Origin of the sequence: Chromobacterium sp. LK1 (genome assembly GCF_001043555.1) — a bacterium.
GTDB lineage: Bacteria > Pseudomonadota > Gammaproteobacteria > Burkholderiales > Chromobacteriaceae > Chromobacterium > Chromobacterium aquaticum.
The window spans coordinates 99,633-113,271 of record NZ_LDUI01000030.1 but is presented as its reverse complement, the minus strand read 5'-3'; the positions used below and the strand labels follow the sequence as shown (position 1 = coordinate 113,271).

Sequence of the window (13,639 nt, the reverse complement as noted above, 5' to 3'; positions counted from 1 at the left end):
GGGCATTGCACAGGCTTTTATGCAATTGGCGCTACCGCCATGCATAATATGAGCATTGTCACGCCAGGAGGCACGCCATGCTGTTCCAGTCTAGCCAGCTCGGCCAGGTCGATATCGACGAGAGCACCATCATCACTTTCCCGCACGGCATTCCCGCGCTGGAGAGCTGCACCCGCTTCAAGCTGTTCCATAACGCGACCCAGGCTCAGCCGCAGGTGTTCTGGCTGCAGTCGCTGGACGATCCCGGCATCATCTTCAGCATCGCCACGCCGGAAGCGCTGGACATCCGCTACGAAATCGAACTGGATGACGCGGAAGTGGCGGAACTGCGCCTGCAACAGCCTCAGGATGTCGCCATCCTACTGATGCTGAGCAATCAGGCCGACGAACAACACCCGGCGCTGCCATCGATGAAAGCCAATATCCGCAATCCGCTGGTGATCAATCTGCAAAGCCGCGTCGGCCTGCAAAAAGTGGGGCTGCAGTGCGACATCCTGCTGCATAACCGCTGATGCCGGCGCCCGCCCGCTGCGCCTGGTGCGGCGACGACCCGCTCTACGTCGCTTATCACGACCAGGAATGGGGACGGCCGGAGCGCGACGATAGCAAGCTGTTCGAGATGCTGATCCTGGAGGGCGCCCAGGCCGGCCTGTCCTGGATCACCATCTTGCGCAAGCGCGAGGGCTACCGCCGCGCCTTCCACGGCTTCGATCCGGTCAAGGTCGCGGCGATGGACGAGAACGACGTGGAGCGGCTGATGCAGGATGCCGGCATTGTGCGCAACCGTTTGAAGATCCGGAGCGCCATCCGCAACGCCAAGGTGTTCCTGCAGATGCAGCGGCAACACGGCAGCTTCGCCGGCTGGCTGTGGGCGCATGTGGACGGCCGGCCGCTACTGCGCCGCCACGACGACGAGCGGGTGCCCGCCAGCACCGAACTGTCCGACCGCGTCAGCAAGGCACTGAAGAAAGCCGGCATGAACTTCGTCGGCAGCACGGTGATCTACGCTTATCTGCAAGCCTGCGGCGTGGTCAACGACCACATGTCGGACTGCTTCCTCTGCCCCGATCGCGGCTGAACCCTCCAGATGCTAAAAAAGCCCGGAATCCCGGGCTTTTTTAGCGGCGGACCTGCGCTCAGGCAAAGCTCAGATGGCCGTCCCGCGCTTCCACCAGGATGGTGGATTTCGGTGGGTATTTGCCGGCCAGGATAGCCTTGGCCAGCGGGTTTTCCAACTCGCTCTGGATCGCCCGTTTCAGCGGCCGCGCGCCGTAGACCGGGTCGAAGCCGACTTCGGACAAGAGCGCCAACGCTTCCTCGCTGACCTGCAGATCCAGATCCAGCTTGGCCAGCCGGCCTTCCAGACTCTTGAGCTGGATGCGGGCGATGGATTTGATCTGCTGCTCGCCCAGGCCGTGGAACACCACCACCTCGTCGATGCGGTTGATGAACTCCGGCCGAAACTGGGTTTTCACTTCCACCATCACCGCCAGCTTGATCACCTGGTAATCGTCGGTATCCATGGTCTGGATCTGCTGGCTGCCGATATTGGACGTCATCACCACCACCGTGTTCTTGAAGTCCACGGTACGGCCCTGGCCATCGGTCAGCCGGCCATCGTCCAACACCTGCAGCAGGATGTTGAACACGTCCGGATGCGCTTTTTCCACCTCGTCCAGCAGGATCACGCTATACGGTTTGCGGCGAACCTGTTCGGTCAGATAGCCGCCCTCCTCGTAACCGACATAGCCCGGCGGCGCGCCGATCAGCCTGGCCACCGAATGCTTCTCCATATACTCGGACATATCGATGCGGATCAGATGATCTTCACTATCGAACATGAAGCCGGCCAAGGCCTTGCACAGCTCGGTCTTGCCCACCCCGGTCGGCCCCAGGAACAGGAAGGAGCCGTAGGGCTTGTTGGGGTCGGCCAGGCCGGAGCGGGAGCGACGGATGGCGTCGGCCACCGCGCTGACCGCCTCGTCCTGCCCCACCACGCGCTGATGCAGCACCTCCTCCATGCGCAACAGCTTGTCGCGCTCGCCTTCCAGCATCTTGGACACCGGAATGCCGGTGGCGCGGCTGACCACTTCCGCGATCTCCTCCGCGCCCACCTGGGTGCGCAGCAGGCGGTTGGGCTTGGCCTGCTCCCCAGCGCCTGCCGCTTCCGCGTCCTGCAGCCGCGCTTCCAGCTGTGGCAGCTTGCCGTATTGCAGTTCCGCCAGCTTCTGCCAATCGCCCTTGCGCTTCAAGTCCTCCATGTCCAGCTTGAGGCGCTCGATTTCCTCCTTGATGCTTTGCGAGCCCTGCTGCGCCGCCTTCTCCGCCTTCCAGATTTCATCCAGGTCAGCGTATTCGCGCGACAGCTCGGCGATCTCGTCCTCGATCAGCTTCAGCCGCTTTTGCGAGGCCTCGTCGCTTTCCTTGTTCACCGCTTCGCGCTCGATCTTCAATTGGATCAGCCTGCGGTCCAGCTTGTCCATCGCCTCTGGCTTGGAATCCAGCTCCATCTTGATGCGGCTGGCGGCCTCGTCTATCAGGTCGATGGCCTTGTCCGGCAGGAAGCGGTCGGTGATATAACGCTGCGACAGCTCGGCCGCGGCGACGATGGCCGGGTCGGTGATGTCGACGCCATGATGGATCTCGTACTTTTCCTGCAGGCCGCGCAGGATGGCGATGGTGTCCTCCACCGAGGGTTCGCCCACCAGCACCTTCTGGAAGCGGCGCTCCAGTGCCGCGTCCTTTTCGATATATTTGCGGTATTCGTCCAGCGTGGTGGCGCCGATGCAGTGCAGCTCGCCGCGCGCCAGCGCCGGCTTCAGCATATTACCGGCGTCCATCGCGCCCTCGGCCTTGCCGGCACCCACCAGGGTGTGGATCTCATCGATGAAGATCAGGGTCTGGCCGTCGTCCTTGGCCAGATCGTTCAGCACCGCCTTCAGCCGCTCTTCAAATTCGCCGCGGAATTTGGCGCCGGCGATCAGCGCCGCCAGATCCAGCACCAGCAGGCGCTTGTTCTTCAGGCTTTCCGGCACTTCGCCGTTGATGATGCGCTGCGCCAGGCCCTCGACGATGGCGGTCTTGCCGACGCCGGGCTCGCCGATCAGCACCGGGTTGTTCTTGGTGCGCCGCTGCAACACCTGGATGGCGCGGCGGATTTCGTCGTCGCGGCCGATCACCGGATCCAGCTTGCCCAAGCGCGCGCGCTCGGTCAGGTCCTGGGTGTATTTCTTCAGGGCTTCGCGCTGGCTTTCCGCATCCTGGCTGGACACGCTGGCTCCGCCGCGCACCGCGGCGATGGCGGCTTCGATCGCCGCCGGCTGGCCGCCGTGTTCCTTCAGCAAGCGCGCGGCTTCGCCCTTGTCCTGGCTCAGCGCGGACAGGAACAGCTCGCTGGCGATGTATTCATCGCCCAGCTTCATCGCCGCCTTGTCGCTCAGGTTCAATAAATTGGCCAACTCGCGCGACACGGTGATCTCGCCGCCAGTGCCCTGCACTCGCGGCAGCCGTTGCAGCGACTGGTTCAGCCCGGCCTTGAGCGCGGGCACATTGACGCCGGCGCGCGCCAGCAGGCCGCCGATGCCGCTGTCGGCGTCATCCAGCATCGCCAGCAGCAGATGCTGTGGCTCGATATAACCGTGATCGTGGGACAGGGCCAGGCTCTGGGCATCCCCCAGCGCCTGCTGGAACTTGGTGGTCAGCTTGTCGAATCGCATGGAGTGGCTCCTTCGGAACGTTGATAAGCTCTATCTGGGCATGACCAGTTGCTTTTCAAGTCCAAGGACCGCGCAGCGACGCCGCGCGGCCGTGGCCGGTCGCTCAGCGCAGCGAGCGCACCACCGAGCTGACCACGCCCCAGATTTCCGCGCCGTCCGCGACCGGCAGATCGGCAAAGCCAGGCTGGGCGGCGCGCAGGCAGGCCCGCTCCGGGCTCAAGTGCAGCCGGCGAACCAGGAATTCCTCGCCGCGCGCCGCGATCACCACATCGTTGTGGCGCGGCGTCAGCAGGCGGTCGACGATCAGCAGATCGCCATCGAAAATGCCGGCCCCGCTCATCGCGTCGCCGGCGACGCGGACGAAAAAGCTGGTGTCCGGGTGCTGGATCAGGAAATCGTTGAGATTGAGCGGTTGCTCGAGATAATCGTCGGCCGGCGACGGGAAGCCCGCCGCCACGCTGCCGTCAAACCACTGGATGTTGGCGCCGACGGCGCCGGAACGGCGCGCGCCGCCCACGCGCCCGGGCGCCAGCCGCGCTAGTTGCGCCAACGGCCGGTCGCGGGCCGCCAGCTTCAGTTCCTTCATGCCCGCGGCTCAGCGCACGACGATGCGGGCATCGCCGGCGGCCAGACGGCCGATCTTGGCCGCATAATCGAAGCCGGCCTCACGGAAACGCGCCAAGACTTCGTCTGCCTGCTCCGGCGCCACCGCCGCCAGCAAGCCGCCGCTGGTCTGCGGATCCGCCAGCAGGCGCAACTGCCATTCCGGCAGCCCGGCGCCGAAGTCCACGTGCGCGCCGAAGCTGGCCAAGTTGCGCTCGATCGCGCCCGGTCCATAGCCCTGCTCGGCAAACGATCTGGCCTCGGCGATCACCGGCACCTGCTGCATATCGATGTGCGCGGCCAGGCCCGCGCCCTTGCACACTTCCAGCGCATGGCCAAGCAGGCCGAAACCGGTCACGTCGGTCAGGGCGTGCACCCCGTCCATCGCCGCCAGTTCGGCGCCCACCGTGTTCAGCTTGGTGGTGGAGGCGATCAAGGCCTGGTAGCCGTCGTCGCCGAGCACGCCTTTTTTCATCGCCTGCGCCAGGATGCCGACGCCCAGGCCCTTGCCCAGGATCAGCACATCGCCGTCGCGCGCCTCGCTATTGCGCTTGAGCTGGTCCGGATGCACCACGCCCAGCGCCACCAGGCCATAGATGGGTTCGGGGGAATCGATGGAATGGCCGCCGGCGAGCGGAATGCCTGCCGCGTGGCACACCGATTCGCCGCCATCGAGGATCGCGCGTATGGTTTCCACCGGCAGCAGGTTCACCGGCATGCCAACGATGGCCAGCGCCATGATGGGCGTCGCGCCCATCGCATAAATGTCCGAAAGCGCATTGGTGGCGGCGATGCGGCCGAAGTCGCGGGCATCGTCGACGATGGGCATGAAGAAATCCGTCGTCGCCACAATGGCCTGGGAGGCGTTCAATTGATACACAGCCGCGTCATCGCTGGTTTCCGCGCCCACCAGCAGATTGGGGAAGGCCATCTTTTCCTTGGCCGTCGACAGAATGGATTCCAGTACCGAAGGCGCGATTTTGCAGCCGCAACCGCCGCCGTGAGACAATTGCGTCAATTTGATATCAGCCATTTGCGGACTCCGCCATATTTATGCTTTTCAAGGTCGCGAACGTATCACAGCTGGGGCAGTTTGACGAGATCATCGACGTGCGCTCCCCGGCAGAATTTGCCGAAGATCATATCCCCGGCGCCATAAACTGTCCGGTTCTGGACGATGAGGAGCGCATCCGCGTTGGCACCCTGTACAAACAGGTGTCCCCGTTCGAAGCGCGCAAGGTCGGCGCCGCGCTGGCGGCCAAGAATATCGCCCGCCATATCGAGGAGCGCTTCGCCGACCGTCCCAAATCCTGGCGGCCGCTGATTTGCTGCTGGCGCGGCGGCCAGCGTTCCGGTTCGATGGCGCTGATCTTCGCCCAGATCGGCTGGCCCGCCCATCAACTGGAGGGCGGCTATAAAGCCTACCGCCGCCAGGCGCTGCAATGGCTGGACGAACTGCCGGGCCAGCTCAAGCTGCGCGTGATCTGCGGCCCCACCGGCTCCGGCAAGAGCCGCTTGCTGCAGGCGCTGGCGCGCGCCGGCCATCAAGTGCTGGACCTGGAAGGTCTGGCCAATCACCGCGGCTCGGTGCTGGGCCGGCTGCCGGACCTGCCGCAGCCGCCGCAAAAGTGGTTCGACACCCTGCTCTTGCAGCAGATGCGCGGCCTGGACCTGGAACGCCCGGTGTTCATCGAATCGGAAAGCAAGAAAGTCGGCTTCGTCTCCCTGCCGGACGCCTTGTACCGCCAGATGCACCAAGGCGATTGCCTGCTGCTGGAGGTGCCGCTGGCGGAGCGCGTGCGCTTCCTGCTGGAGGACTATGACTTCTATCTGCAAGACCCGGAAGCGCTGATGCGCCAGCTCGGCTTCCTGAAAGGGCTGCATTCCGGCGAGCAGCTGGAGGCCTGGAACCAGTTGATCCGGGCCGGGCACTTCGACACGCTGGTGGCGGAGCTCCTGGCCAAGCATTACGACCCGCTGTATTACCGCTCGCTGGGCAAGCACTATCCGCAACTGGCCACCACCGCGCCACTGATGCTGGACAGCCTGGCGCCGGAACGGCTGGACCTGGCCGCTGCGCGCATAATCTGAACGGGCGCCGCGGCGGCGGCGCTCATCAGCGGCGCAAAACTGCGGTATCATCAGGACATCCTAATTCATCCGCGGCGCCGCGCCGCGCCCCGACTCCGCGCGCATGACCCCACACGCTCAACTCGACTGGCAAGACGGTCAACCCGTTTCCCTCGCCTTTGGCGATGTCTATTTCTCCCGCGCCTCCGGGCTGGACGAAACCCGCCATGTATTCCTGCGCCACAACCGCTTGGCGGAGCGTTTCGCCGCCTTGCCGGCGCATGGCCAGTTCACCATCGCCGAAACCGGATTCGGCACCGGTCTGAACTTTCTATGCGCCTGGGAGCACTTCCTGGAGCGGGCGCCGGCCGACGCCAGGCTGCATTTCATCAGCGCGGAAAAATTCCCGCTGACGCCACGCGACCTGGCCCAGGCATTGGCGCTGTGGCCGCAGCTGGCCGGGCTGGCTCAGCAATTGCTGGCCCAATACCAGTCGCTGCCGCCAGGTTGGCACCGGTTGCTGCTGAATCAGGGACGCGTCACGCTGACCTTGCTGATCGGCGATGTGCTGGAGGTGCTGCCCGAGGTGGACGCCCGCGTCGACGCCTGGTTCCTGGACGGCTTCGCCCCCTCCAAGAACCCCGACATGTGGCAGCCGCAGCTGTTCCAGACCATGGCGCGGTTATCCGCCCCCGGCGCCACCTTCGCCACCTTCACCAGCGCCGGCTTCGTGCGCCGCGGTCTGAGCGAAGCCGGCTTCGCCGTCAGCAAGACAGCCGGCTTCGGCCACAAGCGCGAGATGAGCCACGGCCATCTGCAGACACTGCCCGACGGCGGCTGGTCGCCTCCGTGGTTCGCGCGCCCGGCGCGCCGCCACGGCGAGCGTAGCGCCATCGTCATCGGCGGCGGCATCGCCGGCGCGGCCAGCGCTTACAGCCTGGCCTGCCGCGGCTGGCAGATCACCGTGGTGGAACGCCTGCCGGAACTGGCGCGCGGCGCCTCCGGCAACCCGCAAGGCGTGCTGTACGCCAAGCTGTCCCCGCATTTCACCCCGCTGACCCGCCTGATCCTGTCCGGATACGGCTACAGCCTGCGCACGCTGCGCGCCCAGTTGCCGGAAGACGATGCTCATTGGCGCGGCTGCGGCGTGCTGCAACTGGCGCATGATGCGGCGGAAGCGGAACGACACGACGGCCTGGCCGGCGCCGGCTTCAGCCCCGATGTCCTCAAGCGGGTCGACGCGCAAGAAGCCAGCGAACTGGCCGGCGTGGAACTGCCGCACGGCGGCCTGTTCTTCCCGCAGGGCGGCTGGGTCAATCCGCCGGCCCTGGTGCGCAAGCTGGTCGAACATCCCAATATCCAGGTCCGCACCAGCCGCACCATCGTCGAACTGGATTACAACCCGCTGGACAAGAGCTGGGTCGCCATCGGCGACGAAGGCTCGGTGGCGATAGGCTCGGTGGTCATCCTCGCCGGCGCGGCGGAAACCGGCGCCTTCGACGCCACCCAGCACCTGCCGCTGAAGAAAATCCGCGGCCAGGTCACCGTCGCCCGCGCCACCACTCAAAGCGAGGCGCTGCGCACCGTATTATGCGGCGAAGGCTATATCTCGCCCGCGCGCTTCGGCGAGCACTGCCTGGGCGCCACCTTCAAGTTCAATACCGAGGACCTGGGCGTCAATCTGTTCGAGCACCAGGAAAACCTGCACATGCTGGCCGGGCTGGCGCCCTGCCTGTACAAGGCCTTGGGCGGAGAAGCCCTGCTGGAAAAAGCCTTGTCCGGCCGCGCGTCGCTGCGCTGCACCAGTCCTGACTATCTGCCCATCGTCGGCCCGGTCGCCCACGCGCAAAGCCTGATCGACACCTATCTGCCGTTGAGCAAGGACGCCACGCTGCAATTGAACGACGCCGCGCCATGGATAGACGGCTTGTACGTCAACACCGCCCATGGCTCGCGCGGCATGATCACCGCGCCCTTGTCGGGTGAAATGCTGGCGGCGCTGCTGGAGGATGAGCCGGCGCCGGTGGCCCGCAGCCTGATGCAAGCCACCCATCCCAGCCGTTTCCTGATACGCGACCTGATGCGCAACAAGCTGCCACCGCGGGGCTGACGCCAGTTCCTCAGACGGAAGGCGCCGCAGCGTCAATCGCCGCGCGGATATCGTCGGGAATCGATACCGACTTGCCGGCCTGGTAATCCACCCACACCAGCGTCACCTCGCCGCTGGCATAGACCACGCCGGGATCATCCCGCCGATAGAAATGATGGCGCAGCTTCAGGCTGCTGCGGCCCAGCTTTTCCAGCTCTATGGTGATGTCCAATGTGGCGGGATAAGTGATTTCCTTGCGAAACACGCAGGCGGTGCCGGCCAGCACCGGGCCGCAGCCGGAAGGATCTATGCCATGGCCCAGGCTTTCCAACCAGTCCAGCCGGATCTGTTCCAGATAACGGAAGTAATAAGTATTGTTCAGATGCCCGACGGCATCCATATCGCCCCAACGCATCACGATGCTGCGGGTATCTATCACCGGATAATGCTTGTCCACACTGTTTCCCTTGGCTGTGCGGCCGCACCGGCCGCCTTCATATCATTTGCACCGCAACATGATAACGGCCAATCGGTCTCGGGTCACATAGCGTCACATAAAACACAACAAATCCAAATATCCCGCTTAGGAATGAATGGGCATACTGGTTTCCGTCAGCAGCCGGGACCCCGACCAAGGGTCCTGTATCTGGCAGGATCGACGCGCCTGTTTTGTTGGAAATTACCTACCCCTTCTGGCTGGCGCGTCGGTCTCCTGAGCGAAGGTGCAAATTGGGGCCCCGATCCGGGGCTCTTTTTTTGTCTGTTTGTTGCGCAAAGGCCAATTCATTGCGCAAGTGTTAAGCCCGCCTCGATTTCATCACAGCCCGTCACATAAGCCCCAACTAATCACTCTATTTGAGCGCTGTCGGCCGGCGCATACTGCGTCCATCGAATCCGCTCTCCCCCGAGGGCGGTTTCGATACGATCGAACATCTGCTTGTTGTGGATACACGCCCGCCGGCAGTCACGTCGATCACCTGAGCGAAGGTGCAATTCAGAGCCCCCTAAACCGGGGCTCTTTTTTTATCCACTGCCTCGCCAGCCCTTACCGCGCCCGCTCGGGCATGCACCATCAGGCCATGCCGCCGCCGAGCGGACAAAAAAAGAGGCCGCGCAAAGGCGGCCCAAACGGGGATTTCAATTCACCAACTCCAAGCCTGGGCTTGGCACGACAAAAATAGAGAAGGACGAACTACGTCAACTCGATGCCGGAAACAACGGAGAGGCGGCCAAACACTTCACAGTAATGCGTAGCGCCAGCGTGATCTCCCTGTAGGCTCCAAAGCTGTATGACTCGTATACTAACGATTCAGTCGGCGGACAAATATAAGATTATTCTTAAAATTCCATAGATTTCAGCCAAGATCGGCACGCTACCCCGCCTTGCGCCGGCGCGGCCTTTCTTGACAAGCGCCGCCAACGCTTTTCTAATCGCAAACTTCCCGCCATGCCGCAAGCGGCGGCGGCCCTCACAGATCACCACAGGAAACCTCCATGACCATTCGAGTCAACGGCATTGAAATCACCGAAGACATGGTGCAGGCAGAACAAGCCCACTACGCCGACGCGCCCAAACCGCGCGATGCCGCCGCTCAGGAATTGATCCTGCGCGAACTGCTGCTGCAAAAAGCCCAGTCCCTCGGCATCGACACCGCTGACCAAGGCGCAGCCATCGGCGCGCTGCTGGAGCGGGAGCTGCATGTCGACGCGGTGGACGAGGCCGCCTGCCTGGCCTTCTATAATCAGTATCCCGAGCGCTTCAGCAGCGGCGAATCCGCCGTTGCCAGCCACATTCTGTTCCCGCTGGGCGAAGGCCTGGCCGGCAGCTTGGCCAAGGCCAAGGCCGAAGGCGTGCTGGACGAAGTCAAGGCCAACCCGGCCCGCTTCGCCGACCTGGCGCGCGAGCATTCCACCTGCCCGTCCGGCCAGCAAGGCGGCAGCCTGGGCCAGTTTGGCCGCGGCCAGATGGTGGCGGAATTCGAACAAGCGGTGTTCAGCACCGCCGCCGGTGAAATCGCGCCGCAGCTGGTGCAGACCCAGTTCGGCTACCACATCATCCAGGTGCAGGAACGTCACGAAGGCGGCAAGGTGAGCTTTGAAGAGATCAAGGACCGCCTGCAGCAGTACCTGAACGATATGGCCGGCAACAAGGCGATGCAGGCCTATCTGGGTCAGCTGGTCGCCGCCGCCCAGATCGAAGGCTATGAGATGCCGGCGCTCTAAGCCACGATTCAAGCTCATCGAAAAACCGAGGCGCAGACGCGCCTCGGTTTTTTTTGCGCGCTTCAGTTACGGCCGCGAAGTGACGCGCCCACCGGCCGCGAGAATGGGAAGCCATCCTTGCGGTCCCAGTTGATGGACCAGCTCATCACGCCGCGCAAGCTGGGATAGGCCTGGCTCGGCTTGACGCCGCCGCAGTTTTTCATTGCCATCAGGCAATCCAGCGACTTGATCACGGTATCGGCGCTGACAAAGCCGGAATTGGCGGAACTGCGGCCGGAAGGCACGCCGAAGGCCACCTGGTCCGGCCGCAAGCCCTTGAAGCTGCCGGAAGCGCCATAAGCCAGCGGGAAGCCCTCGATCAGCATCTTGCTGCCGCCCACCAGCATGTCCACGCTGCCTTCCGCCAGCGCGGCGGTGGAATACGGCGTGTTCAAGCCGCCATTGTTGTAGTACTGCACATGGATCACGTTCAAATCCTCGCGCAGCGCGTCGATGATGGGCAGATAGGCGCCCCAGATGCTGCCGTAGGCGACATAGCCGCCCTGGACATAGGGATGCTCCGGCGCCATCGACAAGTAAAAGCCGGCCCCCAGCTTGGCCTTGAGCTGCCGCACCCCGCTGATCAGGTTGCCGATGATGGGCGCGCCCTGCGAGACTCCGCTTTCCAGGTCCAGATCTATGCCGTCGAAACCGTACTTGGCAATGATGGCGTAGAGGCTGTTGACGAAATTCTGCGTCTGTGCCGGCGAATTCAGGGTGACCGAGCCATTCTGCCCGCCCAGCGACAGCACCACTTTCTTGCCCTTGGCCTGCTTGGCGCGGATGTCTTGAATGAATTGCGCCTCGGAACCGGCCTTGGGGTCCAAGGTGAAGCTGAGATTGCCATTGCCGGCGTCGTCGGCGAATGCGACGACGATCACATCCCAGTCATCGCTGACCTGGCTGAGCGGATACGTATCGCCGCTGGGATTGGTGAAGTTATGCCAGTAGCCCACCAAGGCGTGCTTGGCGAACGGAGCGGACGGGCCCGGCTGCGGCGGCGTAGGATCCGGCCCCGGCGTCGGAGGCGCGCCGCAGCTCCCTCCGGCCTGCCACAGCGTGGGCGTGGCCGGCGGGTTCCAATTGGCGCCGACATAGGCGGTATGGGCGGCGCGCGCGGTGTAATTGGCCGCGGCATAGGCCACCACATCGCCCGTCTGATAAGTTGCGCCTTCCCGCCAGTCCGGGCACGCCGCGGCGCTGGCCGGTCCAGCACCCAGGGCCAGCGCGCACACGGGCGCCAACAGCATGGTTTTCCAATTCATGAGCATGCAGCATCCTCCTTTGGATTCGCGGCGGCGCATCGTCGCGCGCTGGCTGCGCGCCTCTTGTTGAGCCACCGGACCAGATCACAGCTGGTATTTGATTGGTATTACACCAAACCGACAATGTCAAAGGCATTTTTGAGCCGCCAAGCAGCAGGTCAATTTTCTACAATACGCCCTCGCTCCATCTGGCTACTGTGTCCGCATTGCCCACCCACCAGGAAACATCATGAATCAGACTCTCGCCATGGCCGGTTTCGCGCTGGCGGCCTCCATCACGCCGGGGCCGGTCAACCTCATCGCCCTCAGCGGCGGCGCCCAATATGGCGCGCGCGCCGCCATGCGCCACGTCGGCGGAGCTACCGCCGGCTTCACCTTATTGCTGCTGCTGACCGGATTGGGATTGGAACAGACCTTGCGGCAATGGCCGACGCTGACGCATGGGCTGCAGTGGGCGGGCGTGGCTTTCCTGCTTTATATGGCTTATCAATTGGCGCGCAGCGACGGCAGGCTGGAGTGGGAACAGAATGGCGCCCAGCCCAGCTGGTGGCGCGGCGCGGCGATTCAATGGCTGAACCCCAAGGCCTGGATCGCCGCGCTGGCCGGCTGCGCGGCGTTCACCTCGGGTCAGGACACCATGGCCTTATGGCGTTTCGCCGCGATCTACTTTCTGATCTGCTACGCCTCGGTGGCTTGCTGGGCGCTGGCCGGCGCCTGGCTGGGCCGGCAATTGAACTCGCCCAATCGGCTACGCCGCTTCAACCAGTTGATGGCCGCCCTATTGGGACTCAGCGCGCTGGGGCTGTTGACACCGGTCTAGCCCGCGCGGTATTGGCCCGGCGTGGCGGCGACATACTGCTTGAACACTTTTTGCAGATGCGCCTGATCGGAAAAGCCGGCATCCTGCGCCACTTGCGCCAGCGGCAAGCCGCCGCGCACCAGCCGACGCGCCAGCGACACGCGCTGGCTCAGCAGGAAGCCGTGCGGCGTCACGCCGTAGCGCTGTTTGAACGCGCGGATCAAGTATGAAGCCGACAAGCCGGCCTCCCGGCTGATGTCTTCCAGGCGCAAGGACTGCGCGCAATGGGCGGCGATATATTCCGCCGCCCGCTCCAGGCGCAGATTGGACTCCGCCACCGCCGGCGCCAGGCCCAGCAAGGGATGCAGCTCGCCGAAGAAAGCCGCCGCCGCAATGTCTTTTTCCAGGGGCTCGCGCCCGGCATCGCACAGCAGCGTGAACATGGCGTTGAAGCCGGAGAACAAGCCAGGGTGGCGGCTCATCGCCGCGTCCAGCGGGCGGAAGCCGCCGACCTGGTCTACGCCTAATGCCTGCTGCATCCGCCCCAGCCAGCCCACATCCACGTATAGCATGCGGTAGGACCAGGCCTGGTCGGCCACCGGATTGCAGGCATGGGTATCGCCCGGGTTCATCAGTACCAGGGCGCCCTGTTCGCTGCGGCGGATCTTGCCGTTGAAGTAATCGCAAGCGCCGGCGGTGATCGCGCCTATAGAGAAGGTTTCATGCGCATGCTTGGCGTAACAGACTTTGCGGCCGTCGGCCACCGAGCGCGCCTCGAATTGCGGCAAGGCGGCTTCGCGCCAGAAGCGATGCGTCACGGCAGGTTCCGACATCG

General features: G+C 64.1%; 12 protein-coding genes. 6 read left to right on the top strand and 6 right to left on the bottom strand.

The genetic code is table 11. From position 1 onward, the window contains the following. Window positions 1–77: 77 nt before the first annotated feature. Together fliW and VI26_RS13570 are read left to right on the top strand one after the other, a co-directional pair. Window positions 78–512, top strand: a complete 435-nt coding sequence (gene fliW, locus VI26_RS13575; RefSeq protein ID WP_048410279.1) for a flagellar assembly protein FliW — start codon at window positions 78–80, stop codon at window positions 510–512. After that, on the top strand, window positions 512–1,078 hold the full coding sequence (locus tag VI26_RS13570) for a DNA-3-methyladenine glycosylase I (protein ID WP_048410278.1): 567 nt from the start codon (window positions 512–514) through the stop codon (window positions 1,076–1,078). The genes fliW and VI26_RS13570 overlap by 1 nt, the downstream gene beginning before the upstream one ends. A gap of 58 nt (window positions 1,079–1,136) precedes the next feature. Here the strand turns inward: VI26_RS13570 and clpB are convergent, their stop codons facing one another. From clpB to selD, 3 genes are all read right to left on the bottom strand, one after another. Further along, the gene (gene clpB, locus VI26_RS13565) at window positions 1,137–3,716 is read right to left on the bottom strand and encodes an ATP-dependent chaperone ClpB (protein WP_048410277.1); all 2,580 of its coding nucleotides are present in this window, start codon (window positions 3,714–3,716) and stop codon (window positions 1,137–1,139) included. Window positions 3,717–3,819: 103 nt separating this feature from the next. Beyond that, window positions 3,820–4,302, bottom strand: a complete 483-nt coding sequence (locus VI26_RS13560; RefSeq protein ID WP_082151060.1) for a LexA family transcriptional regulator — start codon at window positions 4,300–4,302, stop codon at window positions 3,820–3,822. Between the two features lie 9 nt (window positions 4,303–4,311). Further along, entirely contained in the window at window positions 4,312–5,352 is a 1,041-nt protein-coding gene (selD, locus tag VI26_RS13555; protein WP_048410276.1) for a selenide, water dikinase SelD, read from the bottom strand. Window positions 5,353–5,372: 20 nt separating this feature from the next. Here selD and mnmH point away from each other — a divergent pair, with 20 nt between their 5' ends. Both mnmH and mnmC read left to right on the top strand, forming a co-directional pair. After that, window positions 5,373–6,410 (top strand): tRNA 2-selenouridine(34) synthase MnmH, encoded by a 1,038-nt coding sequence (gene mnmH / locus VI26_RS13550; RefSeq protein ID WP_048410275.1) that lies wholly within the window; start codon window positions 5,373–5,375, stop codon window positions 6,408–6,410. A 103-nt stretch (window positions 6,411–6,513) separates the two neighbouring features. After that, on the top strand, window positions 6,514–8,499 hold the full coding sequence (mnmC, locus tag VI26_RS13545; protein WP_048410274.1) for a bifunctional tRNA (5-methylaminomethyl-2-thiouridine)(34)-methyltransferase MnmD/FAD-dependent 5-carboxymethylaminomethyl-2-thiouridine(34) oxidoreductase MnmC: 1,986 nt from the start codon (window positions 6,514–6,516) through the stop codon (window positions 8,497–8,499). A 10-nt stretch (window positions 8,500–8,509) separates the two neighbouring features. Here the strand turns inward: mnmC and VI26_RS13540 are convergent, their stop codons facing one another. Next, a complete protein-coding gene (locus VI26_RS13540; RefSeq protein WP_048410273.1) occupies window positions 8,510–8,935 on the bottom strand; it encodes a thioesterase family protein in 426 nt (141 codons plus the stop codon). A gap of 1,037 nt (window positions 8,936–9,972) precedes the next feature. Here VI26_RS13540 and VI26_RS13535 point away from each other — a divergent pair. After that, window positions 9,973–10,701: a peptidylprolyl isomerase gene (locus tag VI26_RS13535; protein ID WP_048410272.1), complete on the top strand. Its 729-nt coding sequence runs from the start codon at window positions 9,973–9,975 to the stop codon at window positions 10,699–10,701. Window positions 10,702–10,763: 62 nt separating this feature from the next. On the opposite strand, the gene VI26_RS13530 is transcribed toward VI26_RS13535, so the two are convergent. After that, window positions 10,764–12,011, bottom strand: coding sequence for a chitinase (locus tag VI26_RS13530; protein ID WP_369799208.1), 1,248 nt, complete (start codon window positions 12,009–12,011; stop codon window positions 10,764–10,766). 223 nt (window positions 12,012–12,234) lie between these two features. Between VI26_RS13530 and VI26_RS13525 the strand changes: the two genes are divergently transcribed. Then, window positions 12,235–12,825 (top strand): LysE family translocator, encoded by a 591-nt coding sequence (locus tag VI26_RS13525; RefSeq protein ID WP_048410271.1) that lies wholly within the window; start codon window positions 12,235–12,237, stop codon window positions 12,823–12,825. Here the strand turns inward: VI26_RS13525 and VI26_RS13520 are convergent. Next, window positions 12,822–13,637, bottom strand: coding sequence for an AraC family transcriptional regulator (locus VI26_RS13520; RefSeq protein ID WP_048410270.1), 816 nt, complete (start codon window positions 13,635–13,637; stop codon window positions 12,822–12,824). The two genes, VI26_RS13525 and VI26_RS13520, sit on opposite strands and share 4 nt — an antisense overlap. Between the last annotated feature and the right edge of the window lie 2 nt (window positions 13,638–13,639).

What these genes read in the sequence shown, in the direction of transcription:
- fliW (WP_048410279.1), top strand. Translation starts at nt 78, where the DNA reads ATGCTGTTCCAGTCTAGCCAGCTCGGCCAGGTCGATATCGACGAGAGC.
- VI26_RS13570 (WP_048410278.1), top strand. Translation starts at nt 512, where the DNA reads ATGCCGGCGCCCGCCCGCTGCGCCTGGTGCGGCGACGACCCGCTCTAC.
- clpB (WP_048410277.1), bottom strand. Translation starts at nt 3,716, where the DNA reads ATGCGATTCGACAAGCTGACCACCAAGTTCCAGCAGGCGCTGGGGGAT.
- VI26_RS13560 (WP_082151060.1), bottom strand. Translation starts at nt 4,302, where the DNA reads ATGAAGGAACTGAAGCTGGCGGCCCGCGACCGGCCGTTGGCGCAACTA.
- selD (WP_048410276.1), bottom strand. Translation starts at nt 5,352, where the DNA reads ATGGCTGATATCAAATTGACGCAATTGTCTCACGGCGGCGGTTGCGGC.
- mnmH (WP_048410275.1), top strand. Translation starts at nt 5,373, where the DNA reads ATGCTTTTCAAGGTCGCGAACGTATCACAGCTGGGGCAGTTTGACGAG.
- mnmC (WP_048410274.1), top strand. Translation starts at nt 6,514, where the DNA reads ATGACCCCACACGCTCAACTCGACTGGCAAGACGGTCAACCCGTTTCC.
- VI26_RS13535 (WP_048410272.1), top strand. Translation starts at nt 9,973, where the DNA reads ATGACCATTCGAGTCAACGGCATTGAAATCACCGAAGACATGGTGCAG.
- VI26_RS13530 (WP_369799208.1), bottom strand. Translation starts at nt 12,011, where the DNA reads ATGCTCATGAATTGGAAAACCATGCTGTTGGCGCCCGTGTGCGCGCTG.
- VI26_RS13525 (WP_048410271.1), top strand. Translation starts at nt 12,235, where the DNA reads ATGAATCAGACTCTCGCCATGGCCGGTTTCGCGCTGGCGGCCTCCATC.
- VI26_RS13520 (WP_048410270.1), bottom strand. Translation starts at nt 13,637, where the DNA reads ATGTCGGAACCTGCCGTGACGCATCGCTTCTGGCGCGAAGCCGCCTTG.